Source organism: Ruegeria sp. CL7, assembly GCF_056536445.1.
The window spans coordinates 203,421-225,467 of the sequence record NZ_JBQFPQ010000005.1; the positions used below are offsets into that span (position 1 = coordinate 203,421).

The 22,047-nt window shown below is 59.8% G+C and carries 19 protein-coding genes; 10 read left to right on the forward strand and 9 right to left on the reverse strand.

Annotated features, from left to right (window positions below):
• Positions 1 to 13: 13 nt before the first annotated feature.
• The 3 genes from dut (at position 14) to ACR0LI_RS14400 (ending at position 3,609) form a co-directional block, all read left to right on the forward strand.
• A complete protein-coding gene (gene dut, locus ACR0LI_RS14390; protein ID WP_171634845.1) occupies positions 14 to 469 on the forward strand; it encodes a dUTP diphosphatase in 456 nt (151 codons plus the stop codon).
• On the forward strand, positions 469 to 1,518 hold the full coding sequence (locus ACR0LI_RS14395) for a HesA/MoeB/ThiF family protein (protein WP_480718727.1): 1,050 nt from the start codon (positions 469 to 471) through the stop codon (positions 1,516 to 1,518). Before dut ends, ACR0LI_RS14395 begins: the two co-directional genes overlap by 1 nt.
• Before the next feature lie 75 nt (positions 1,519 to 1,593).
• Complete coding sequence (locus tag ACR0LI_RS14400; protein WP_171724245.1) at positions 1,594 to 3,609, forward strand: M3 family metallopeptidase; 2,016 nt, start codon at positions 1,594 to 1,596, stop codon at positions 3,607 to 3,609.
• 2 nt (positions 3,610 to 3,611) lie between these two features.
• On the opposite strand, the gene ACR0LI_RS14405 is transcribed toward ACR0LI_RS14400, so the two are convergent.
• Genes ACR0LI_RS14405 through ACR0LI_RS14430 form a run of 6 tightly spaced genes read right to left on the reverse strand, consistent with a single transcriptional unit; the run spans position 3,612 to position 10,178 of the window.
• On the reverse strand, positions 3,612 to 4,544 hold the full coding sequence (locus ACR0LI_RS14405) for a 2-hydroxyacid dehydrogenase (protein WP_480718728.1): 933 nt from the start codon (positions 4,542 to 4,544) through the stop codon (positions 3,612 to 3,614).
• 15 nt (positions 4,545 to 4,559) lie between these two features.
• Positions 4,560 to 5,699, reverse strand: a complete 1,140-nt coding sequence (gene rodA / locus ACR0LI_RS14410) for a rod shape-determining protein RodA (protein WP_171634836.1) — start codon at positions 5,697 to 5,699, stop codon at positions 4,560 to 4,562.
• Positions 5,696 to 7,645, reverse strand: coding sequence for a penicillin-binding protein 2 (gene mrdA / locus ACR0LI_RS14415; RefSeq protein WP_171331337.1), 1,950 nt, complete (start codon positions 7,643 to 7,645; stop codon positions 5,696 to 5,698). Before mrdA ends, rodA begins: the two co-directional genes overlap by 4 nt.
• Positions 7,642 to 8,178: a rod shape-determining protein MreD gene (locus ACR0LI_RS14420; protein ID WP_171634834.1), complete on the reverse strand. Its 537-nt coding sequence runs from the start codon at positions 8,176 to 8,178 to the stop codon at positions 7,642 to 7,644. The genes mrdA and ACR0LI_RS14420 overlap by 4 nt, the downstream gene beginning before the upstream one ends.
• Entirely contained in the window at positions 8,171 to 9,073 is a 903-nt protein-coding gene (gene mreC, locus ACR0LI_RS14425; RefSeq protein ID WP_170346418.1) for a rod shape-determining protein MreC, read from the reverse strand. Before mreC ends, ACR0LI_RS14420 begins: the two co-directional genes overlap by 8 nt.
• Before the next feature lie 58 nt (positions 9,074 to 9,131).
• Entirely contained in the window at positions 9,132 to 10,178 is a 1,047-nt protein-coding gene (locus ACR0LI_RS14430; protein WP_039523195.1) for a rod shape-determining protein, read from the reverse strand.
• A gap of 155 nt (positions 10,179 to 10,333) precedes the next feature.
• Here ACR0LI_RS14430 and ACR0LI_RS14435 point away from each other — a divergent pair, with 155 nt between their 5' ends.
• The gene (locus ACR0LI_RS14435) at positions 10,334 to 11,119 is read left to right on the forward strand and encodes a 23S rRNA (adenine(2030)-N(6))-methyltransferase RlmJ (RefSeq protein ID WP_209834617.1); all 786 of its coding nucleotides are present in this window, start codon (positions 10,334 to 10,336) and stop codon (positions 11,117 to 11,119) included.
• Between the two features lie 177 nt (positions 11,120 to 11,296).
• Here ACR0LI_RS14435 and ACR0LI_RS14440 read toward each other — a convergent pair whose 3' ends face one another.
• Entirely contained in the window at positions 11,297 to 12,865 is a 1,569-nt protein-coding gene (locus ACR0LI_RS14440; RefSeq protein WP_171634829.1) for a 2-isopropylmalate synthase, read from the reverse strand.
• Positions 12,866 to 13,153: 288 nt separating this feature from the next.
• Here ACR0LI_RS14440 and ACR0LI_RS14445 point away from each other — a divergent pair, with 288 nt between their 5' ends.
• Positions 13,154 to 13,819, forward strand: coding sequence for an SDR family NAD(P)-dependent oxidoreductase (locus ACR0LI_RS14445; protein WP_171634821.1), 666 nt, complete (start codon positions 13,154 to 13,156; stop codon positions 13,817 to 13,819).
• Between the two features lie 4 nt (positions 13,820 to 13,823).
• Here ACR0LI_RS14445 and ACR0LI_RS14450 read toward each other — a convergent pair whose 3' ends face one another.
• Entirely contained in the window at positions 13,824 to 15,305 is a 1,482-nt protein-coding gene (locus ACR0LI_RS14450; protein ID WP_480718729.1) for an MORN repeat-containing protein, read from the reverse strand.
• Positions 15,306 to 15,458: 153 nt separating this feature from the next.
• Here ACR0LI_RS14450 and ACR0LI_RS14455 point away from each other — a divergent pair, with 153 nt between their 5' ends.
• From ACR0LI_RS14455 to ACR0LI_RS14465, 3 genes are all read left to right on the forward strand, one after another.
• Complete coding sequence (locus ACR0LI_RS14455) at positions 15,459 to 17,117, forward strand: NAD+ synthase (protein WP_480621705.1); 1,659 nt, start codon at positions 15,459 to 15,461, stop codon at positions 17,115 to 17,117.
• 311 nt (positions 17,118 to 17,428) lie between these two features.
• Positions 17,429 to 17,653 carry a hypothetical protein gene (locus tag ACR0LI_RS14460; protein ID WP_480718730.1) on the forward strand — a complete coding sequence of 75 codons (225 nt, stop codon included), beginning with the start codon at positions 17,429 to 17,431 and terminating at the stop codon, positions 17,651 to 17,653.
• Positions 17,654 to 17,790: 137 nt separating this feature from the next.
• Positions 17,791 to 19,122, forward strand: coding sequence for an NAD(P)/FAD-dependent oxidoreductase (locus ACR0LI_RS14465; RefSeq protein WP_480718731.1), 1,332 nt, complete (start codon positions 17,791 to 17,793; stop codon positions 19,120 to 19,122).
• A gap of 4 nt (positions 19,123 to 19,126) precedes the next feature.
• Here ACR0LI_RS14465 and ACR0LI_RS14470 read toward each other — a convergent pair whose 3' ends face one another.
• On the reverse strand, positions 19,127 to 20,059 hold the full coding sequence (locus ACR0LI_RS14470) for an MBL fold metallo-hydrolase (RefSeq protein WP_171724236.1): 933 nt from the start codon (positions 20,057 to 20,059) through the stop codon (positions 19,127 to 19,129).
• Positions 20,060 to 20,175: 116 nt separating this feature from the next.
• Between ACR0LI_RS14470 and ACR0LI_RS14475 the strand changes: the two genes are divergently transcribed.
• Positions 20,176 to 20,610, forward strand: a complete 435-nt coding sequence (locus ACR0LI_RS14475) for a DUF1801 domain-containing protein (RefSeq protein WP_210093303.1) — start codon at positions 20,176 to 20,178, stop codon at positions 20,608 to 20,610.
• Positions 20,611 to 20,685: 75 nt separating this feature from the next.
• Positions 20,686 to 22,011 (forward strand): glutamate--tRNA ligase, encoded by a 1,326-nt coding sequence (gene gltX, locus ACR0LI_RS14480; protein ID WP_480492603.1) that lies wholly within the window; start codon positions 20,686 to 20,688, stop codon positions 22,009 to 22,011.
• Positions 22,012 to 22,047 lie beyond the last annotated feature (36 nt).

Below are 22,047 nucleotides of genomic sequence, written 5' to 3' on the forward strand. Positions count from 1 at the left end.
GAAAGGCAAGGGCATGGTTGCAATCCGGGTGATCCGCGAAGACGGGGCAGACCCCGCCGTGGCGCTTCCCTCTTACGAAACCTCGGGGGCGGCCGGCGCGGACGTGCGTGCCAATCTGCCCGACCGCGCGCCGATTACGCTGGACCCCGGTCAGCGGGCGTTGGTGCCGACCGGCCTGCGCATTGAAATCCCGCAAGGGTATGAAGTTCAGGTTCGGCCCCGCTCGGGCCTTGCGTTGAAACATGGGATTACACTGCCCAACACGCCGGGCACCATTGACAGCGACTATCGTGGGCCCTTGGGCGTGATCGTGATGAATGCGGGCCAGGAACGATTCGAGATCGCCCACGGAGATCGTATCGCGCAGCTTGTGGTCGCGCCGGTGGTGCAGGCCAGGTTTGAACTGGCTCAGGCGCTGGGCGAAACAGATCGTGGGGCTGGCGGTTTCGGCTCGACCGGGCGCGGCTGATGCTGTTGGTTTTCATCCTGGCTGCGGGGCTTTGGGGCGTCGGTTATATCGCCGGCACGTCGAAAAAAGCGCGCATGGTTTCCGTGAGTGTGTTGTTGGCCGGCGTCATACTGTCCCATCTGATCTTGCCGGATGGGCACCCTCTTCGCGAAGCAACGGGTGGGTCTGCGGCGCTTTGGCTGATCCTCGTGGGTTTCGCGGCGCTGGCTTTGCTGTATGGCAGAATACTCAAAGCCTTACGCAACCGCGCAGTTTCAACTTCGGAACCGGAGCCCGACATGCCCTCGGACCGATTTACCGAGGCCGAGCTGGACCGCTATGCCCGCCATATCGTTTTGCGCGAACTGGGTGGGCCCGGTCAGAAAAAACTTAAGAAAGCCCGCGTACTGGTGATCGGCGCAGGTGGTCTGGGCGCACCTGCGCTGCAATATCTGGCGGCTGCGGGTGTCGGCACGATCGGGATCATTGACGATGACGTCGTCGAGAATGCCAACCTGCAACGACAGGTTATTCACCGGGACGCGGATATTGGAATGCCCAAGGTCTTTTCGGCCCAGCGGGCAATGGAGGCGCAAAACCCGAACGTCGTTGTTCTGCCCTATCACCGCCGCTTGAGCGAGGAAATCGCCACCGACCTGTTTGCAGACTTCGATCTGATTCTTGACGGAACCGACAATTTTGAGACCCGGTATCTGGCAAACCGAACCGCTGTCGCGCTGGGCAAACCGCTGATTTCGGGGGCTTTGTCGCAGTGGGAAGGTCAACTGAGTGTGTTTGACCCCACCAATGGCAGCCCCTGCTATCAGTGCATCTTCCCAGAGGCCCCGGCCCCCGGTTTGGCCCCGTCCTGTTCCGAGGCCGGAGTGATCGGCCCGCTGCCGGGCGTCGTCGGATCAATGATGGCGGTCGAGGCGATCAAGGTGATAACGGGCGCCGGTGTGGCGCTGCGCGGCGAGATGCTGATCTATGACGCGCTGTACGGCGAAAGCCGCAAGATTGTTCTGACCCGCCGGGGCGATTGCCCTGTTTGTGGCATGAGAAACGATTAACCTTTCTTCACATGGGTTGGGTGTTCTGGAACACCCGGCCGTGGCGACATAGCTATGGGATCAAAGGAGATCCGCATGACCAACCCAATCCTGTCCAACTGGACCACACCGTTTGAAATCGCCCCTTTTTCCGATATCTCGGATGATGATTTCTCGCCGGCACTGGAGCAGGCGATGAAAGAGCATAACGCCGAGATTGACGCGATAGCGGCAAATCCGGATACCCCCACATTCGCCAACACGATCGAGGCGCTCGAGGCTGCGGGCGGGCAACTGGACAAGGTTCTGTCGGTCTTCTTCACGATTGCGGGCGCGGACAGCAACCCCAAGCGGGAAGAACTGCAACGTGCGTTTTCCCCCAAGCTTTCGACGCATTTTTCGGGCATTTCTTCCAACAAGTCGCTGTTCAAGCGTGTGGCCGACCTATGGGCACGGCGCGATGATCTTGACCTGACCGAGGAACAGGCGCGTGTGCTGATGCTGACCCACCGGGGCTTTGTGCGTGCCGGTGCGGCTTTGGTAGGGGACGAAGACACCCGTATGCAAGAGATCAAGTCGCGCCTTGCGTCGCTGGGCACCTCGTTTACCCAGAACCTGCTGGCGGATGAGCGGGACTGGTACATGGATCTGACCGAAGGGGATCTGAACGGCCTGCCGGATTTCGTCGTGGACGCGGCGCGTGCCGCGGGGCAGGAGAAGAAAGCCAAGGGGCCGGTGGTCACCTTGTCACGGTCGCTGATCGTGCCGTTTCTGCAATTCTCGCCCCGCCGGGACCTGCGTGAAAAAGCCTATCGCGCCTGGGCCGCACGCGGCGCCAATGGGGGCGAGACCGACAACCGAGACATCGCGGCCGAGATCCTGGCCTTACGCCAAGAACGTGCCAAGCTTCTGGGCTATGACACGTTCGCCGACTACAAGCTGGAAACCGAGATGGCGCGCACGCCGGATCGGGTGCGCGAACTGTTGATGCAGGTTTGGGAACCGGCCAAGTCCCGCGCAGACGCCGACGCGGATGTTCTGACGCAGATGATGCAGGAAGACGGCATCAACGGCCCGCTGGAAGCTTGGGATTGGCGGTACTATGCTGAAAAGCGGCGCAAGGCGGAACATGATCTGGATGAGGCTGCGTTGAAACCCTATCTGCAACTGGATCGTATGATCGAGGCTTCGTTTGCCTGCGCCAACCGGCTTTTCGGGCTGGATTTCAAACCGTTGGACGTACCCCTCTATCACCCGGATTGCCGGGCTTGGGACGTTACCCGCGACGGGCAGCATATTGCCGTATTTATCGGAGACTACTTTGCACGAGGGTCCAAGCGGTCAGGCGCCTGGTGCAGCGCGATGAGGGCGCAGGCCAAATTCCCGAAGAAGCAGACACCGGTTGTCATCAATGTCTGCAACTTTGCCAAAGGGGATCCCGCCTTGCTGTCCTATGATGACGCGCGGACCCTGTTTCATGAATTCGGCCATGCCCTGCACCAGATGCTGTCCAACGTGACATATGAAAGCATCTCGGGCACGTCCGTGGCGCGCGATTTCGTAGAATTGCCCAGCCAGCTTTACGAACACTGGTTGGAAGTGCCCGAGGTTCTTGCCGAGTTTGCGACCCATGCGGAAACGGGCGAGCCGATGCCGCAGGAAATGCTGCAAAAGGTGCTGAAGGCGGCCAATTTCGATCAGGGATTCCAGACGGTGGAATATGTCGCCTCGGCCCTTGTTGATCTGGCCTTCCACGATGGCGAGGCACCGGCAGATCCGATGGCGAAACAGTCAGAAGTTTTGGCCAGGTTGGGGATGCCGAAAGCCATTGGAATGCGCCACGCTACTCCGCATTTCGCGCATGTCTTTGCAGGCGATGGCTACAGCTCGGGGTACTACAGCTATATGTGGTCCGAAGTGATGGATGCCGACGCCTTTGCCGCCTTTGAAGAGGCGGGAGGTGCCTTTGACCCCGAACGCGCCAAAGCGTTGGAGGACAACATCCTGTCCACTGGCGGTTCGCGCGAGGCAGAAGACCTGTATCTGGCGTTCCGGGGAAGATTGCCGGGGGTTGACGCCCTGTTGAAAGGCCGCGGTCTGATCGCGGCCTGAAATCAGTAGCCCAAAGCGCGATCCACCAGGTGCACGAAGGGCTCTCCGGCTTCGCCACGCCGGATGTTTTCGCAAATGACCTGCGCGGCTGTGACCGGGCGGGTCTCGGACGCGATATGAGGGGTCACCGTCACGTTCGGATGTGCCCAATACGGATGATCGGGGGGCAGGGGCTCGACCCGGAACACATCCAGCGTCGCGTGACCGACCTGACCCGCGTTCAAGGCATCCAGCAGCGCATCGTCATCGATCAGGGGTCCGCGACCCGGGTTGATGATCCGCGCGCCCTTGGGCAGCAGGGCCAGCGTTTCAGCATTCAACGCGTTTTCGGTGGCAGCGGTGTCAGGCAGCAGCAGAACCAGTATCTCGGCCCGGGAAAGCGCGTCACGCAGACCGTCAGGACCATGCAGGCAGGTTACGCCGGGGATGTCCTTGGCGGTGCGGCTCCAGCCTGTGACCGTGAAATTCAGCGAGGCCAGGGTGCGGGCCGCGGCTTCGCCCAACGCGCCGAGGCCCAGAATGCACATTTTGCGCTCTTGCGCCAAAGGTGGGGCATCCGGGGCCCAGACGCCATCCTGGATGGTGATGTGGCGATCCATTCCCAGATGATAGCGCAGCACATGGCCCACCACCCATTCGGTCATACCTTGCGTCAGCCCGTGATCCACCATTCGCGCCAAGGGGACGGTCAGCGTGTCATTGTCCGCAATCTTTTCAACCCCGGCCCAGAGGCTCAGAACCGCCTTCAGGCGTGTAAAGGGCGAAAAATCCAGTAACCCGCCATTCGGAGCGTAGACAACGTAATCGACCTGATCCGGGTCAAATTCCGTACTGAGCCGCGCCTCAACGCCGGCCTCCGCAAGGTATCGAGTGAGCAGCGGTTCATACACGGGCCACAGGGCAGGGCGCGCGGAAAACAGTACGTTTACGGGCATCGGGGACCTTTCGGATCAGCGGGGACGATGGATATGAGCGCTTTGGACGATGCCGAACGCGGCCATCAGCACCAGCATGGCCGATCCGCCATAGCTGACCATTGGCAGTGGGACGCCCACAACCGGTGCCATGCCCATCACCATCGACATGTTGACGGCAAAGAACAAGAAGAAGTTCAGCGCGATGCCCAGAGTAACCAGTGACGAGAACCGATCCTTGGTGGCCAGTGCGGTCGCCATGCAGAACACAAGGATCAGGGCATAGAGAATCAAGAGCGTGATGCCACCGACGAATCCGAATTCCTCTGCGAGGGTGGTGAAGATGAAATCGGTGTGTTTCTCGGGCAGGAAGTTCAGCCGGGATTGCGTACCCTGCATGAAACCGCGCCCGTTCCAGCCCCCGGAACCAAGGGCGATCTTGGATTGCGTGATGTGATACCCGGCACCCAAAGGATCGGTAGAGGGGTCAAGAAACGTGTCGATCCGGCGGAACTGATAATCCTTGAGCAACTGCCATTCGGTCCCGCGACTGTTGAACACGGCGGCGATCAGGCCCACGACGGCGGCAATGACGGCTGCAAAGTAGGCCCAGTGGACACCCGCAAGAAACATCAGCCCGCCACCGGCAGCCAACAGCAGGATCGACGTGCCGAGATCCGGCTGTTTCAGAACCAGCAGGGTTGGCAGGACAATCAGGGCCACGGGAACAAAGACCCACAGAGGGCGGGAGGTCTTGTGCGATGGCAGCCAGTCGTAATACGCCGCCAGAACCATGACCAGGGCCACCTTCATGACTTCTGAGGGTTGCAGGCGCATGAACCCAAGGTCGATCCAACGCTGCGCGCCCATGCCGATGGTGCCGAACAACTCCACGAATACCAGCAACGCGACCGACCCGAGATAGGCCAGCACGGACATGTTGCGCCAGAACCAGATCGGAACCAAAGCAATGATGAACATCGCGATCAGGCCAAGCCCGAACCGCTCCATCTGTGGTTCCGCCCAGGGTGTCCACGACCCGCCTGCAACCGAATACAGCATCAGGAACCCTGCGCTGGCCGTGCTGATCAGCAACAGGGTCAGCGGCCAATTCATGTACAGGAATTTCCGAAACCCCGACGGCGTGGATTTCACGGCATATTCAAGATAGCTCATGCGCGGTCCTTTCCGTCGGGACGCGCTTTGGGGCGACGGTCGCCCTCGAGCCGTTTTTGCTGTTCCTTGATCCGCTCGCGGTCGGCAACCGGATATGCCTCAAGCGGCGGGGTACCGTTGTAGAGCGCCTGAAGCATGATATCGCGGGCGACCGGTGCCGCCGCCTTGGACCCGCCGCCGCCATGTTCAACGACCACGGCAACCGCGTATTTCGGATTGTCATAGGGCGCGAAGCAGACGAACAAGGCGTGGTCGCGACGCTCCCATGGCAGGTCTTCGTTGCGGATCACGCCGGCGGCACGTTCGGCCTTGGTGATGTTGCGGACCTGGCTGGTGCCGGTTTTGCCGGCCATGCGGAACTCGTCTGCGATGATGCGGCTGCGATAGGCCGTCCCACGCCGATCGTTCGAGACCGAGTACATGGCCTTGCGCACCTGTTCCAGATTGTAGGCGTTGATGTCCAGCGGTTCCCCTGCGCCCGAAGGCTGTTCGACACCGTCGATCGAACGTACAAGGCGCGGTGTCACCGATCGGCCGGTGGCGATACGAGCCGTCATGACGGCCAGTTGAAGCGGTGATGCCAGCATGAACCCTTGCCCGATGGACGCGTTGGCCGTGTCGCCCACCAGCCAATCCTGACCGTGTGTCCGCTGCTTCCATTCCTGATTGGGGGCAAGTCCAGCGGCGACCGCCGACATCGGAATATCGTGTTTGACGCCTAGGCCCAAAGTACGAGCCATTTCGGATATCTTGTCGATCCCGACCCGCAAAGCCACGTCGTAGTAATAGACGTCGCAGCTGCGTTTCAGCGACAGGTTCAGATCGACCGTGCCATGCCCGCCGCGCTTCCAGCAGTGGAACCTGCGGCTGCCGACCTTTAGATGCCCGGGGCAATACACTGTGTTTCCAGGGCCTATCACGCCGGCCTCCAGCGCGGCCAATGCGGTGACCATCTTGAAGGTCGACCCCGGAGGATAAGTGCCTTGCACGGACTTGTTGGCCAGAGGGCGGTACTTGTCCCCCGTCAATGCCCGATAATCCGCGACCGAGATACCGCGCACAAACAGATTTGGATCAAAACTGGGTGTAGAGCTGACAGCGCGCAGGTCCCCGGTTTCGCAATCCAGAACAATTGCCGCCGCGCTTTCTCCTGCCAGCCGCGCTTGCGCATATTGTTGCAGGTCGGCATCGATCGCCAATTGCAAGTCCGCACCCGGCTGACCTTCCTGCCGGTCCAGCTCGCGCATGACCCGCCCTGTGGCATTGACTTCGACACGCTTTGCACCGGCTTTGCCACGCAGGGCTGTTTCCTGCTTGGCTTCCAACCCGACCTTGCCAATCTGAAACCTGGGAATTCGCAAAACCGGCTCGGGGTCTTCGAGCTTGCTGAGATCGTAGTCGCTGACCGGGCCGACATAGCCGACGATATGGGCGAAATCCTCATAGCGTGGGTATTGCCGTGTCAGGCCCACTTCGGGCGTCACACCCGGAAGGGCCGGGGCATTGACTGCGACTTTCGAGATGTCTTCCCAAGTGACCTGATCCGCCAGAGTGACCGGTAGGAACGGGGCTGATCGGCGCATTTCGGTCCGGGCGCGTTCGATCTCATCATCGTTCAGCGGGATGAGTTCCGACAATTTGGCAATCACCTTGTCGACGTCACCTGCGTCTTCACGCACGATGACGATGCGATAGGATGGTGAGTTCTGACCGATGATCTGCCCGTTGCGGTCATAGATACGTCCACGGGTTGGCGGGATGAGTCGAATGTTGATGCGGTTTTCTTCGGCCAGCAGGCGGTATTCGTCGGCCTGATCCACCTGCATGAAACGCATCCGTGCGGCCAGCCCGCCGATAAAAGCCGCCTGCAAACCGCCCAGCAGCAGCGCCCGGCGTGGCAGGCGTTTATAGGCAAGGCCCTGCGACTTGGGTTTGCGTTGTTTCATGCTCCGCCCCCTACGGCTCCGGCATCCGCAGCAGACAGGCGGTGGACGCCAAATACGCTTTGGCTCAACAGCACGATGAACGGGTAGAAGGCGATTGTCAGCACAAGTTGCATAACGACTGGCCACAAAGCGGCCTGCTGCACAGACAAGATCGACAAAACGACTCTGTTCGTCAAAAAGACCATGGCAATCACCACACCGACAGACATCCATTCTCCGACAAACCCAGTGTCCTTCATACCCGGAGCGGCAGAGCGCAGATAGGCTGTGCCAAACACCACCAGCGCAGCCAGAAGGCCGGGCGGGCGTTGCAGCAACAGATCCGCCATCAGCATGACAAACGCGACCAGCAGCGTGGGCACATAATCGGGGCGCCGCAATACCCAGGCAAAGGTCAGCGCAATCAATACATCAGGAAAAGGCCAGCGATCCGGTTGCGCATCAAGCGGCAGCAAATGCAGAAACAGAACGACAAAGGCCAGCGCAACGTAAAGGCCGCGCATGGCCCAGTTGTATGAGGCGGGCCTATCCATCGCTGACCTCATCCGGCACAAGCGCAGTTTCGGGCCGAGTTGGCCCGACGATCCCACCCGGATCCTGAATCGGCGGGGGCGAATGGAAGCGCAGAACACGAAGAAACTCGAGCCGTTCAAAATCTGCTGAAAGGCGAACGCGCAGGCGGCCGCCCGGATCTGCGGCGATCTGGCCGATCAAAAGGCCTGCCGGAAAAACGCCACCGTCGCCGGATGTGATCACCCGATCACCGGGGCGGACCAGCTCTCGGTTTTCCAGAAACTCGACCACAGGGGCCGGAGTATTGTCTCCTTTGATCAACGCGGTCTGGCCAGAAGGCTGAATTGTTGCCGGAATGGCACTGGTGGCATCCGTCACCAGGATCACCCGAGCCGTGTCTGGCCCGACGCCGGAAATTCGGCCAACCAGCCCGATTCCATCCATCGTGGCCCAGCCATCAACGATCCCGTCGCGTTCCCCCACATTCAACAGGACGGACTGCCGAAAGGGTGATCCGCTGTCGGCCATCACAACACCCGTGATGTATGTCAGGCGCGGGTCGAGGCGGACATTGTTCAGATCCAACAGCCGCGCATTTTCCTGCTCCAATTGCAGTGCGGCCTCTTTCCAGGCACGCATCAGGCGCAGTTCGCTGCGCAGCTCGCGGTTCTGCTCGCTCAGACGCTGGTAGCTTTGGAAATCGCGCACAAGGTTCACAGCGGCGGTCACGGGCACCATGGCCCAATCCATCGATGGTACGACCGCGTCCACCACCTGCGCGCGGAACCGCTCGACGCGCGGGCTGTCGATCCGCCAAACCAGAAAGATACCCAGCAAGCACAGGATGACGATCCCCAACAACAAGCGGCGCAGAGGGGTCGTGTAGTCATCGCGCTGTGATCGGTCTTTTGCCACAGGTTACCTTCCCGTGCTGCTCGTGCCGAATTCAGACTGCCCCTAAAAGGTGCGCGCCTCAGCTTTCGTAGTCAATCGCGTGGCGCAGCTGTTTTTCGTATTCTAGCGCCTTGCCGGTGCCCAAAGCCACACAATTCAGGCTTTCGTCCGCGATGGACACGGCCAGGCCGGTCTGTTCGCGCAGGGCCAGATCCAGATCACCCAGCAATGCACCACCGCCTGTCAGCATGACGCCGCGATCCACGATATCGGCGGCCAGATCGGGCGGAGTGGTCTCCAGCGCGGTCATCACCGCTTCGCAGATCTGCTGGACGGGTTCCGACAGCGCCTCGGCGACCTGGGCCTGGCTGATCTCGATTTCCTTGGGTACGCCGTTCAACAGGTCACGACCCCGGATATGCATCGACTGGCCGCGGCCATCATCAGGCATCCGCGCCGTGCCGATCGTCGTCTTGATGCGTTCGGCAGTGGATTCACCGACCAGCAGGTTCTGCTGACGGCGCAGGTACGAAATGATGGCTTCGTCCATGCGGTCGCCACCCACGCGGACCGAGCGGGCATAGACGATGTCGCCCAGCGACAGAACGGCCACTTCGGTCGTACCACCGCCGATGTCGACGACCATGTTGCCGGTCGGGTCGGTGATCGGCATGCCCGCGCCGATGGCGGCGGCGATCGGTTCCGCGATCAGGCCCGCGCGGCGCGCGCCTGCGGACAAAACCGACTGACGGATTGCGCGTTTTTCGACTGGGGTCGCACCGTGAGGTACGCAGACGATGATCTTGGGTTTCGAAAAGGTCGAACGTTTGTGCACCTTGCGAATGAAGTGCTTGATCATTTCCTCGGCGGTGTCGAAGTCGGCGATCACGCCTTCACGCATGGGGCGGATGGCTTCGATCGAACCGGGCGTCCGGCCCAGCATCAGCTTGGCATCTTCGCCGACGGCCAGAACTTTCTTCACGCCGTCCTTGACGTGATAGGCTACGACCGAAGGCTCAGACAGGATGACACCGCGCCCCTTGACGTAAACCAGCGTGTTCGCCGTTCCAAGGTCGATGGCCATGTCCGCTGTGAACAGGCCGCCCAGATTGCCAAAGATCCCCATGTTTCCCCTGATCCTGTATGTCGGTTTTTCTACTGCCCGCGACTCGACGGTTCCGGGACGGATGACTTATAGGGTGCCATCACGCCCGGTAAAAGGGCTGATTCCGCGACAATCAGCACCTTTCCGCCTTATTGAATGGGACTTTAGAAGGCATAATGCTCTCTTATCAACATATTTACCACGCCGGGAATCTGGCTGATGTCCAAAAGCACGCATTGCTGGCCTGGGTGCTGAATTATTTGACGCAGAAGGACAAGCCGCTCAGCTATGTCGAAACGCATTCCGGGCGGGGGCTGTACCAGTTGGACGCGGACGAATCCATGAGGACGGGCGAGGCGGCGGCGGGAATCGAGCGCGCGAAACGAGAAGGGTGGTTCGGCCCCGGACATCCGATGGCGCGGGTTCTGGAAAACATACGGGCCCGGCACGGCGACGCGGCCTATCCGGGGTCGCCGATGATTGCAGCACATCTGTTGAGGGATCAGGACAGTCTGCATTTTGCCGAGCTGCACCCCCAGGAACATGCCGCGCTGTCTTTGGCTATGTCGCCGTTCGGGGCGAAGGTGTATCGGCAGGACGGGTTTGAACTGGTGCAATCCCTGCTGCCTCCGACGCCGCGCCGGGGGCTATTGCTGATTGACCCAAGCTATGAGGTGAAGACCGACTACGATCGACTGCCCGCAGCGATTGCCAAACTGCACCGGAAATGGAATGTCGGGGTGATCGCGCTGTGGTACCCGGTTCTGAAGGACAAACGCCACGCCCGGATGATCGCGACGCTAAAAGCGCAAAACTTCCCCAAGGCCATTTGCCATGAGGTGACGTTCCCACCGGTGCGCGAGGGGCATCGGATGGTGGGGTCAGGGATGTTCATTCTGAACGCACCATTCGGCATCGAGGAAGAGACGACACGCCTGTCGCAGCTATTTGCAGGCCTCTGAGGCCAGCCAAAGAAATGCAACCGATACTCCCGCCCTGTTTGCCTGCATCAGAGATGCCGTCAAACATGTTGGGCCCGGCAGCGCGCCGCAGGCGCGCTGCCGGGCCCAAAGCTGCAAGGGTGCTCGGCGCAGCCGGGCACCCGCAGGTGCGGGAGCCCCTCACCGCGCCAATTTTGATCAGGTCAGGTCTTTGTAGCTGATTTCGCGGGCATCCGCGCCCGGGCCGGTCTTTTCCCGGCGCACGATCAGGCGGTTCAGCGCGTGGATATAGGCTTTGGCCGAAGCCACGACAGTATCCGTGTTCGCCGACTGACCCGTGGCGATCATGCCATCTTCTTCCAGCCTGACCGAAACCGTGGCCTGCGCATCGGTGCCTTCGGTCACCGCATGAACCTGATACAGCTGCAAACGGGCCGTGTTGGGGTAAATCGCACGGATCGCCTTGAAGGTTGCGTCTACCGGCCCGTCACCGTGTTCAGTTGCGATGACGTCCTTGCCGTCGACTTCCAGCTCGACCGTCGATTCCGCCTGGCCGCCGGTGCCGCAGGTGACTTTCATCGACACCAATTGCAGATAGTCGTCCGCCTCGTCCAACGTCATCAGCGCAATGAGATCGTCGTCGAACACTTCTTTCTTGCGATCCGCCAGATCCTTGAACCGCACGAAGATGTCTTTGAGTTGATTGTCGCCAACTTCAAAACCCAGCGTTTCCAGTTTGTCGCGCAGAGCCGCGCGGCCCGAGTGCTTGCCCAGAGGCAGGGACGTGCCCGACAGGCCGATATCCTCGGGGCGCATGATCTCGAAATTGTCGCGGTTCTTGAGCATGCCGTCCTGATGGATACCGCTTTCGTGGGCAAACGCGTTCTTGCCGACGATGGCCTTGTTGAACTGCACGTTGAAGCCCGACACCGTGGCGACCCGGCGAGAGATATGCATGATCTTGGTCGTGTCGATCCCGGTGTGGAAGGGCATGATGTCATTGCGCGTGCGCATTGCCATCACGACCTCTTCCAGGGCGGTGTTGCCGGCGCGTTCGCCCAGGCCGTTGATGGTGCATTCGATCTGGCGTGCGCCACCGATGACGGCCGCCAGCGAGTTCGCTGTCGCCATGCCGAGGTCGTTGTGACAATGGGTGGCAAAGATCACCTCATCTGCGCCCGGAACCGTTTCGATCAGGCGTTTGATCAGGTCAGCGGATTCCAGAGGCGCAGTATATCCCACGGTGTCGGGGATATTGATGGTGGTTGCCCCGGCCTTGATCGCGATTTCGATGACGCGGCACAGGTAATCCCATTCGGTCCGGGTTGCATCCATCGGCGACCACTGCACGTTTTCGCACAGGTTGCGCGCGTGGCTGACCGTTTCGTGGATTTTGTCAGCCATCTCGTCCTGTGTCAGGTTCGGAATGGCGCGGTGCAGTGGAGAGGTGCCGATGAAGGTGTGAATGCGGTTCTGTTCCGCGTGTTTGACCGCCTCCCAGCAGCGATCGATATCGGCGAAATTGGCGCGGGCCAGACCGCAGATGCGGCTGTTTTTGGATCGTTGTGCGATCTCGGTTACCGCTTTGAAGTCACCTTCGGATGCGATCGGAAAACCGGCTTCGATGATGTCGACGCCCATGTCATCCAACAGTTCGGCAATCTCGAGCTTTTCGTCATGGGTCATGGTCGCGCCGGGGCTCTGCTCGCCGTCGCGCAAAGTGGTATCGAAGATCAAGACGCGGTCTTGGTCGGTCACGTTGGTCATGGGAATCTCTTTCTTGTCTGTCCTAAAGCCTGTTGGCGCGCTGGCGTCCTCCTCTGAGCGGGCGCGCCGGATGGCACGCTCAGAGGCGGATTAGGATCAGTAGGCCACGCAGAACCGCGCCGCGAGGGGCGGCTTTGGCAAAAGGGATATCTGCGCAGTTGATCATGGGTCTGAGGTTATACAGACGCCGCCGGGAATGAAAAGAACCAATTTTCGACAAGTTGCGGTGCAGGGGGTTGGAAATTCCCGTCCCTTGATTGATCCGTCCATGCCGCTAGCTGGTCACAGATGGATACTGCTTTGATCATTGGTGCGTCCGGCGGGATTGGTGCGGCCGTACGCGAGCAATTGGAGGCACAGGGCGTTGCGGTGACGTGCCTCTCGCGCTCTGTCGAGGGGTTCGATCTGATGGAGCCAGATCAAGCGAGCCGGATGCTTGATCGCTTATCGGGCCCGTTCGATCTTGTTCTTGTCGCTTCCGGGGCACTGGAAATTTCAGGCAATGCGCCCGAAAAGACCATTCGATCTGTTTCGGCAAGGGCAATGATGGACCAGTTTGCTCTGAATGCCGTAGGTCCGGCGTTGGTGCTAAGCCGGGCCCATCAGTTGTTGCCGCGACAGCGGCGTTCGGTATTTGCTGTATTGTCCGCGCGGGTCGGGTCCATTGGCGACAATCGGATGGGCGGCTGGATCAGCTACCGCGCGGCCAAGGCCGCGGTCAATCAAATCGTCCATACTTCGGCAATTGAATTGGCCCGGACCCATAAACAGGCGATATGTGTTGCGCTGCATCCCGGCACGGTCAAGACAGAGTTTACTCGGAAATATCTGGGACGGCACCCTGCCGTTGAACCCGGTGAAGCCGCGCGCAACCTGATGTCCGTGATCGGCGGGTTGCGCCCGGCGGATACCGGTGGGTTCTTTGACTGGGCCGGAAAACCTGTTCCTTGGTGAGCGATCATTCGCCAGACGGATCTGGTTGTGCCGCCTCTGAATCCGGGTCTGTCTGCTGTGCCGGAGCGTCTGCGCCGCCCTGCTGGTCCGGGGTTTGATTTGGCAAAACACCGTTTTCCCAGATACCAGTTTCTTCTTGTCCGTTGGCATAGCGCATGGTTCCGCTGCCCTGCCTCTTGTTGTCGACAAAGTTGCCCTCATAGACGTCGCCGTTCGAATAGGTCGCTATGCCTTCACCGTTGATTTTGCCTTCGGACCAGTCGCCGACATACTTGAACCCGGCAGGGGTCACGATTTCTCCTTTGCCGTGACGCTTTCCGTTCACGAAGTCCCCGGTGTAGACCGTGCCGTCAGAGTAGGTCGCCTTGCCTTTTCCCTGACGGACCCCGTTGACCCAGTCTCCGTCATAGATCGAACCGTCCGCGCGGGTCATCACACCCTTGCCGTGGCTTTGCGCGTTTTTGAACTGGCCCCTGTAGATCATGCCGGTGGCATAGGTCGCTGTACCCTGACCTTCGATAACGCCAGCGATCCACTCACCCTCGTAAGTGGAGCCGTCGGGATAGGTAATGCGGCCGTTTCCTTCCGCCAGATCGGCCACGAAATCGCCCACGTAAACCGAACCGTCGGGATAGGTCAGCTCACCCAGGCCTTCTATCTGACCCTGGTTCCAGTCGCCGGTGTACACAAATCCATCGGTTCCGGTGAACGTGCCCTTGCCATGGCGGCGATCATCGACAAAGTCGCCCTCATAGACGTCCCCTGACGCGTGAGTTACTTTGCCTTTGCCCTGACGGCGCCCCTGCACAAGCTCGCCTTCATACACATCACCATTGGCATAGGTCAGGCGACCAGTTCCGGTGATCTGGTCCTGCGTCCATTCGCCTTCGTACACCATTCCGTCAGGCATCGTCTGGGTGCCTGTGCCATCGCGCAAGCCGGCGTTGACATCGCCTTCGTAAACGCTGCCATCGGCATAGGTGATCGTGGCCTTACCTTGCCGCTGACCGTCCACCCAGTCGCCATCGTAGACATATCCGTCGGGAAAGGTCAGTTTGCCCTTGCCGTGCCGTTGCGCGTACCTGAACTCACCCTCATAGCGCGAGCCATTGGCAAATTCAGCGATGCCCGTGCCGTTAATGGATCCGTTGGACCATTCACCGTCATAGCTGCTGCCATTGGCGTAAACGATCTTGCCGCGCCCGTCCGGCTGACCTTTGACGAACGCGCCTTCATAAACCGATCCATCCGGGTACTTGGTGATGCCCTGGCCCTGAATTTCGCCTTCCACCCACTGGCCGGTGTATTCGAACCCGTTGGGCAGCCGATACGTACCCGTCCCGTGGCGCAGGCCATTCTCATAAGTGCCCTCGTAGACGCCGCCCACTTCGTCATCCTTGACGATAATCGTGCCGTCCTGCGCAACAGCGGTCGCAGCTGCCAGGCTCATGGCCACAGCCCCAATTAAGTTTCGGATCACGTTCATTTTGGTCCTGCCTGCCGGATCATCGTTGGTTGCATCCCTGGGCGCAAAACTAGGACACCGTCGAGGGCAGGGCAACGGGTTTTGCCGCATTGGCCTTTTACTCGCGCGGTGATCTGCTAAATGGCAGTAGGACTGACGAGGCAAGAGGGCAGCATGGCCGACCGTTTCCGCATCACTCTGGCGCAACTGAACCCGACCGTAGGGGATATCGACGGCAATGCGGCCAAGGTCGTTGCCGCGTGGGAACAGGGCAAAGCGGCGGGCGCCGATCTGGTGGCGTTCCCCGAGATGTTCATCACCGGATACAACACGCAGGATCTGGTGCTGAAGCCGGTGTTTCATCGCGCGGCCATGGATGCGGTCGAGACTCTGGCCGGAAAATGCGCCGATGGACCCGCGATTGCCCTGGGTGGTCCGTGGGTCGATGATGGCAAGTTGTACAATGCCTATCTGATCCTGAAGGGGGGGCGGATCACCAGCAAGGTTCTGAAGCACCACTTGCCGAATGAGACTGTTTTCGACGAAGTGCGCCTGTATGATGCGGGTCCTCTGGGTGGTCCTTATTCGGTTGGCAACTTCCGGATCGGCAGCCCCATCTGCGAGGATGGCTGGCACCCGGATGTGGCGGAAACCCTTGAGGAAACCGGGGCCGAGTTTCTGCTGATCCCCAATGGGTCGCCCTATTTCCGGAACAAATACGATGTACGTCTGAACCATATGGTCGCGCGCGTGGTCGAAACGGGCCTGCCGCTGATCTACCTGAACATGGTTGGCGGGCAGGACGATCAGGTCTTTGACGGTGCCAGCTTCGGTCTCAACCCGGGCGGAGAGCTGGCCTTCCGGATGCCGGTATTCGACGAAGTGGTTGCGCAGGTGGATCTTGAGCGCGGCGACGATGGCTGGCGCATTGTGCCGACAGAAATCGTGCCCCAGCCGGATGTGTGGGAGCAGGATTATCGCGCGATGGTGCAGTCCCTGCGGGACTATATGGGCAAGACCGGTTTCAAAAAAGCAGTTCTGGGACTGTCCGGAGGGATCGATTCCGCGTTGGTGGCGACCATCGCGGTGGATGCCATCGGGGCCGACAATGTTCGCTGCGTGATGTTGCCGTCGGAATATACCAGCCAAGCGTCATTGGACGATGCCGAGGCCGTTGCCAAGGCGCTGGGTGTGCACTATGACCATGTGCCGATTTCGGAAAGCCGGGCTGCCGTCACCAACACGCTCGCTCCGCTATTTGCGGGGTTGGACGAAGGCTTGACCGAGGAGAACATTCAGTCGCGCCTGCGCGGGCTTTTGCTGATGGCAATCTCGAACAAATTCGGCGAAATGCTGTTGACCACCGGCAACAAGTCCGAGGTCGCGGTGGGCTATGCCACGATCTATGGTGATATGAATGGCGGCTACAACCCGATCAAGGATCTGTACAAGACCCGCGTGTTCGAAACCTGCCGCTGGCGCAACGCCAACCATCGAGACTGGATGATGGGGCCTGACGGAGAGGTCATTCGCCCGTCCGTCATCGACAAACCCCCCAGCGCCGAGCTGCGCGAAGATCAGAAAGACAGCGACAGTCTGCCGGACTATCCCGTACTGGACGCGATACTTGACATTCTGGTCGATCAGGATGGCTCCATCGCGGATTGCGTCGCCGCCGGATTTGACGAGGCGGACGCGCGAAAGGTCGAGCACCTGATCTATATCAGCGAGTACAAACGGTTCCAGTCCGCTCCGGGCACGCGCTTAAGCAAGCGGGCATTCTGGCTGGACCGGCGGTACCCGATCGTAAATCGCTGGCGTGATCGTCACTGAAATCGAAGCCAAACCCGTCAGATCGGAAACAGTGGAGTTTTCGCGCTGCGCATTGTCCCCTGATCGAGGAGCAAAGCCCGTGCGCCGGGGCGAAAAAGGCCATCCCTGGCTTGCTTGGGTGACATTTTTCTGACACATTTTTGCTTGGAAGTTGCCCAATGTGGGGCGGATGCGACGCATTGTTGTTGATGGCGAGGGCCTGACGTGGTGATCGCGGCGTATCCGGGGTTGGATGTCTGAGTGAATGGTTTGGTGTTAAAATGTACGAGAATGTTGAAAGATCGCTTCATGCGCCTTTGAAATGGCGCACAATGGAATCTTTGCCGCGAGTTTTCGATGAAGAAAAGCTGGATGCGGCAATTGCCGATCTGTTGAATGAGCAGCGGCAGTCGGAAGATCAGAAAGCAGCCATGTTGCGGCCAGAGTTTCCGCAATTGCTTCCACAGGAAGACGTATCCGCGCAAGCGGCGCTGAAGGAAAACCGGTTGTCCGCGATCTTGCGTCAGAAATGGGCGGAACTGTCCGGCGCAGCGTAACCTTTGGCCCCGCGCTATTAACCTCAGGCGTCTGGGTCACAGAAGCCGAAAATCGTATGTTGCGGTGGCAGTTTGTATTGCCCATGCTTTGTCTTTTGGTCTCCATAGCGGTCCAAGTGACAGAGTAAGGCTTATTGATGACCGCGCCCAAACCGACTCCTGTAGAACCTGATCTTGCCCTGCCCAAAACCGTGGATGTCGTGGTCATCGGCGGCGGAATCATCGGCGTTTCAACCGCATTGGAACTGGCAGAGCGGGGCGCTTTGGTTCTTTTGTGCGAAAAAGGGCAGATTGCAGCCGAACAAAGTTCTCGCAATTGGGGTTGGGTCCGTCTTGGGATGCGGGACCCAAGAGAGATACCCCTGATGCAGGAATCGTCGCGCATCTGGCAGACGCTCGATGACCGGCTGGACCGCAAGACAGGTTACACCCGATCCGGTATCCTTTTTGGCGCATCCGGCAAGCGGGATGCCGGCAACATGGAACGTTGGCTGCACCATGTCGAAGGATTGCAGACCGGCGCGCGGATGGTTTCGGGCGGTGAGTTGGCAGACCTTTTGCACGGCAACCAATCGGGCTTTGAATCCGCTTTGTACATGCCGCAGGACGGTCGTGCCGAACCTCAATGGACAGCCCCCGCCATTGCCGAAGCTGCGCGGGCTCGGGGCGCGGTGATCATGACGAATTGCGCCGTGCGCAGTTTGGACATTCAGGCTGGACGTATCGCCGGTGTTTTCACCGAGCGCGGCAAAGTTGCCAGCGGCCGCGTCGTTCTGGCCGGGGGTGCGTGGTCGCGCCTGTTTGCAGGAAATGCTGGGATCGAGCTGCCGCAGTTGAAGGTTCTGAATACGGTCCTGCGCACATCCCCTATCGCAGAGGGGCCCGAGGCGGCGTTGTGGTCGGATGACTTTGCGATCCGAAAACGGGCAGATGGCGGGTACACTATTGCGTCCGGTCATGAGAATACCGTGGACATCGTGCCGGACAGTTTTCGATTGGCGATTCAGTTCCTGCCGGCTTTTGTGCAGGAGTGGAAATCTCTGCGCTTTCGCCTGTCCAAACGCTGGACGATCGAAGCACAACAGAACCGAAGATGGCTGCCAACCGATGTGACACCATTCGAACAGTGCCGGATCCTGGACCCTGAGCCGTCTCAAAAAACGTTGCGACGCGCCTGGGCCAGTGCATGCAAGGGACACCCCGCTGTGCAAACAGGCGAGATCGTACAAAGCTGGGCAGGTATGATCGATGTGACGCCGGATGCCATTCCCGTCATCTCGGGCGTGGATGATCTGCCGGGAATGTACATTGCCACGGGGTTTTCGGGACATGGTTTCGGAATCGGGCCCGGGGCGGGGCGGCTGATGGCCGATCTGGTTGCCGAAACAACGCCTTGCGTGGACCCGGCCGCCTTTCGCTTGTCGCGGTTCAGTGACGGTTCAAAAGTGCGGCCGGATCCGGGGTACTGAACGCTCAGCCCATCATCTGGTAGCTGACCGGGACAAAGCGAAAGCCTTCTCCACGGGTCTCAACATACCCGGCGCCGGGGAATGGCATGTGATAGCCGACCATAGGTACCTTGTCGGCAGCCAGCATGCCAAGAACATCGCGGCGTGCGGCAGTGGCTGCGGCCTTGTCCATGTCAAACCGGACTTCCCATTCGGGATGGGCGAAAGACCAGACATAGTGGTTGGCCAAATCCGCCGTCAGCACCAGACGTTGCCCGTTACTTTCCAGATGGTAGACCGTGTGGCCCGGTGTGTGGCCATAAGCGGCCACTGCGGTAATGCCCGAGGCAACCTCGCCTCCGTCTTCGACAAAGGTCATTTTCTCGGCCAGCGGTGTGACTTTTTCAGCGACCAGATCGCCCACGCGATTGCCTGCGTCCTGCGCAGCCCAGAAATCATACTCCGGAGACGCCGTCACGTAGCGCGCATTGGCGAAGGTGGGCGCGCCTTCGGTGGTCATGCCACCGATATGGTCAGGGTGCATATGCGTTATCACGACCACATCGATCTGATCCGGGGTCACACCCGCATCTGCCAGCGCGGCCTGTATGCCACCTTGCCCCAGACCGGTATCAAACAGAACCAGCTCTGATCCTGTGTTGACCAGTGAGGGGGTAAAGAAAAACTGTGCGACGTCTGCCGGAATGAAGTTTTCAGCCGAAACCTTGGCAAATTCATCGTCCGTCGCTCCGCCCCCAAAAATCTCTTTGGCTCCGTCGCGTGGAAAGCTGCCATCCAGCAGGGTCGTGACCGTGAAGTCGCCAATATGAAATGACCTTGCGATGGTCGAGTTTGCTTTGGTTTCCGGGCTGGCGGCCAGAACCGGTGCGGCCGCAGCAGCAAACGGCAAGGCAGCGGCACTTCCCAAAGCGGCGCGGCGTGTAAGTTTTATTGTCATCTTCGTTCTCCCTGTCAGGACATCAATGTTGCAGTTAGGGCGTCGAGAGTTTCTTGCCAGTTTATACGCCATTCAGATGGGGTGCATGGATGAATAATACGTGTTAATTTTTGTTCATGGCGCGATCAGACAATAAGACAGTTCCGACAGATCAAAGCGTCGAGAATTTCCTGAAAACGGTTCAACCGGCGCGCCGTGCTGAAGACGCGCACCAGCTTGACAAGTTGTTTCGCGCCACCACCGGGTTTAAACCGGTCATGTGGGGCCCGTCGATCGTCGGGTATGGCCGCTACCATTATCGCTACAAAACGGGTCGTGAAGGGGACTTTCTGGCAACCGGTTTTTCGCCGCGCAAATCAGCTTTGGTGATTTACACCATGCCGGGTTACGCAGATTTTGCGGATCTCATGGCCAGATTGGGAAAGCACAAGCTGGGCAAGTCCTGTCTTTACGTCAACAAACTGGCGGATATCGACACGGGTGTTTTGCGCGAACTCATTCGCGCCGGACTGGACGACCTCGACAGGGTGTGGCCGGTGAAACCTTTCTGAATCACCTGATGGATCAAGCGGCGGCTGGACAAAATCGCGCCTTTGTGACAAGAGCCGCGCCAACAGGAGACACCCATGACAACCACCCGTTTCGCCCCGTCGCCCACCGGTTACATCCATGTGGGCAACCTGCGCACCGCCCTGATGAACTATCTGATCGCCCGCAAGGCAGGCGGCACTTTCATCTTGCGTATCGACGACACTGATCCTGAGCGGTCGAAAGAAGAATATGTCGACGCCATCAAGCAGGATATGGAGTGGCTGGGCCTGCATTGGGACCGGATTGAACGTCAGTCCGAGCGTCTGGACCGCTATGCCGAGGCCGCCGACAAGCTGCGCGAGATGGGCCGGTTTTATGAAGCTTTCGAGACGCCCACCGAGCTGGACCTGAAGCGCAAGAAGCAACTGAACATGGGCAAGCCTCCGGTCTATGATCGCGCCGCGCTGAACCTGTCGGATGCCGAGAAAGAGGCCCTGCGCACTGAGCGCGGCAACGGCGTCTGGCGCTTCAAGCTGGATCATGAACGGATCGAATGGACCGATGGCATCTTGGGTGACATCTCGATCGATGCGGCGTCCGTTTCGGACCCGGTGCTGATCCGTGGCGATGGTCAGGTTCTTTATACGATCGCGTCGGTGGTGGATGACACCGAGATGGGCGTCACGGATGTAGTGCGCGGCTCGGACCATGTGACCAACACGGCGACGCAAATACAGATCATCAAGGCGCTGGGGGGCACCTGCCCGCGCTTTGCCCACCATTCGCTGCTGACCGGCCCGCAGGGTGAGGCGCTGTCGAAACGTCTGGGCACGCTGGCGTTGCGCGATCTGCGCGAGCAGGGTGTGCAGCCTATGGCGCTGCTGAGCCTGATGGCACGTCTGGGCTCGTCTGACCCGGTTGAGCTGCGCTCGGAAATGGCCGAACTGATCGAAGGGTTCGATGTGAACCGGTTTGGCGCCGCGCCGACCAAGTTCGATGTGCAGGACCTGTTCCCGCTGACTGCCAGGTATTTGCAATCGCTGTCGCTGTCCGATGTGGCCAGTGCCGTTGCGGATGCCGGTGTTCCCGATGAATTGGCAGAACCTTTCTGGGCAATGGCCCGTGAAAACATCACCACCCTGGCCGATCTCAAGGGCTGGTGGGAGCTGTGTCGTGACGGGGCAGATCCCCTGATCGCCGATGAAGATCGGGAATTCATTACCCAGGCGATGGCTTTTCTGCCCGAAGGCCCGTTCGATGGTGACACGTGGGGCACCTGGACCAAAGCCGTTAAAGAGGCAACCGGTCGCAAGGGCAAAGGCCTGTTCATGCCACTGCGCAAAGCGTTGACCGGCATGGAGCGCGGCCCGGAAATGGCTGCGCTGATGCCGTTGCTACAGGTGATCCGCGCGCGCGGCTAACGTGGTGGCACACCAATTTTCTGGGCCACGTCATCG

Excerpts from the sequence above, each read along its gene's own strand:
- ACR0LI_RS14455 (WP_480621705.1), top strand. The coding sequence starts at position 15,459 with ATGGCCGACCGTTTCCGCATCACTCTGGCGCAACTGAACCCGACCGTA.
- gltX (WP_480492603.1), top strand. The coding sequence starts at position 20,686 with ATGACAACCACCCGTTTCGCCCCGTCGCCCACCGGTTACATCCATGTG.
- ACR0LI_RS14450 (WP_480718729.1), bottom strand. The coding sequence starts at position 15,305 with ATGAACGTGATCCGAAACTTAATTGGGGCTGTGGCCATGAGCCTGGCA.
- ACR0LI_RS14445 (WP_171634821.1), top strand. The coding sequence starts at position 13,154 with ATGGATACTGCTTTGATCATTGGTGCGTCCGGCGGGATTGGTGCGGCC.
- ACR0LI_RS14430 (WP_039523195.1), bottom strand. The coding sequence starts at position 10,178 with ATGGGGATCTTTGGCAATCTGGGCGGCCTGTTCACAGCGGACATGGCC.
- ACR0LI_RS14435 (WP_209834617.1), top strand. The coding sequence starts at position 10,334 with ATGCTCTCTTATCAACATATTTACCACGCCGGGAATCTGGCTGATGTC.
- ACR0LI_RS14465 (WP_480718731.1), top strand. The coding sequence starts at position 17,791 with ATGACCGCGCCCAAACCGACTCCTGTAGAACCTGATCTTGCCCTGCCC.
- ACR0LI_RS14420 (WP_171634834.1), bottom strand. The coding sequence starts at position 8,178 with ATGGATAGGCCCGCCTCATACAACTGGGCCATGCGCGGCCTTTACGTT.
- ACR0LI_RS14440 (WP_171634829.1), bottom strand. The coding sequence starts at position 12,865 with ATGACCAACGTGACCGACCAAGACCGCGTCTTGATCTTCGATACCACT.
- rodA (WP_171634836.1), bottom strand. The coding sequence starts at position 5,699 with ATGAGCTATCTTGAATATGCCGTGAAATCCACGCCGTCGGGGTTTCGG.
- ACR0LI_RS14400 (WP_171724245.1), top strand. The coding sequence starts at position 1,594 with ATGACCAACCCAATCCTGTCCAACTGGACCACACCGTTTGAAATCGCC.
- dut (WP_171634845.1), top strand. The coding sequence starts at position 14 with ATGGTTGCAATCCGGGTGATCCGCGAAGACGGGGCAGACCCCGCCGTG.
- mrdA (WP_171331337.1), bottom strand. The coding sequence starts at position 7,645 with ATGAAACAACGCAAACCCAAGTCGCAGGGCCTTGCCTATAAACGCCTG.
- ACR0LI_RS14470 (WP_171724236.1), bottom strand. The coding sequence starts at position 20,059 with ATGACAATAAAACTTACACGCCGCGCCGCTTTGGGAAGTGCCGCTGCC.
- ACR0LI_RS14475 (WP_210093303.1), top strand. The coding sequence starts at position 20,176 with ATGGCGCGATCAGACAATAAGACAGTTCCGACAGATCAAAGCGTCGAG.
- ACR0LI_RS14395 (WP_480718727.1), top strand. The coding sequence starts at position 469 with ATGCTGTTGGTTTTCATCCTGGCTGCGGGGCTTTGGGGCGTCGGTTAT.
- ACR0LI_RS14405 (WP_480718728.1), bottom strand. The coding sequence starts at position 4,544 with ATGCCCGTAAACGTACTGTTTTCCGCGCGCCCTGCCCTGTGGCCCGTG.
- ACR0LI_RS14460 (WP_480718730.1), top strand. The coding sequence starts at position 17,429 with ATGGAATCTTTGCCGCGAGTTTTCGATGAAGAAAAGCTGGATGCGGCA.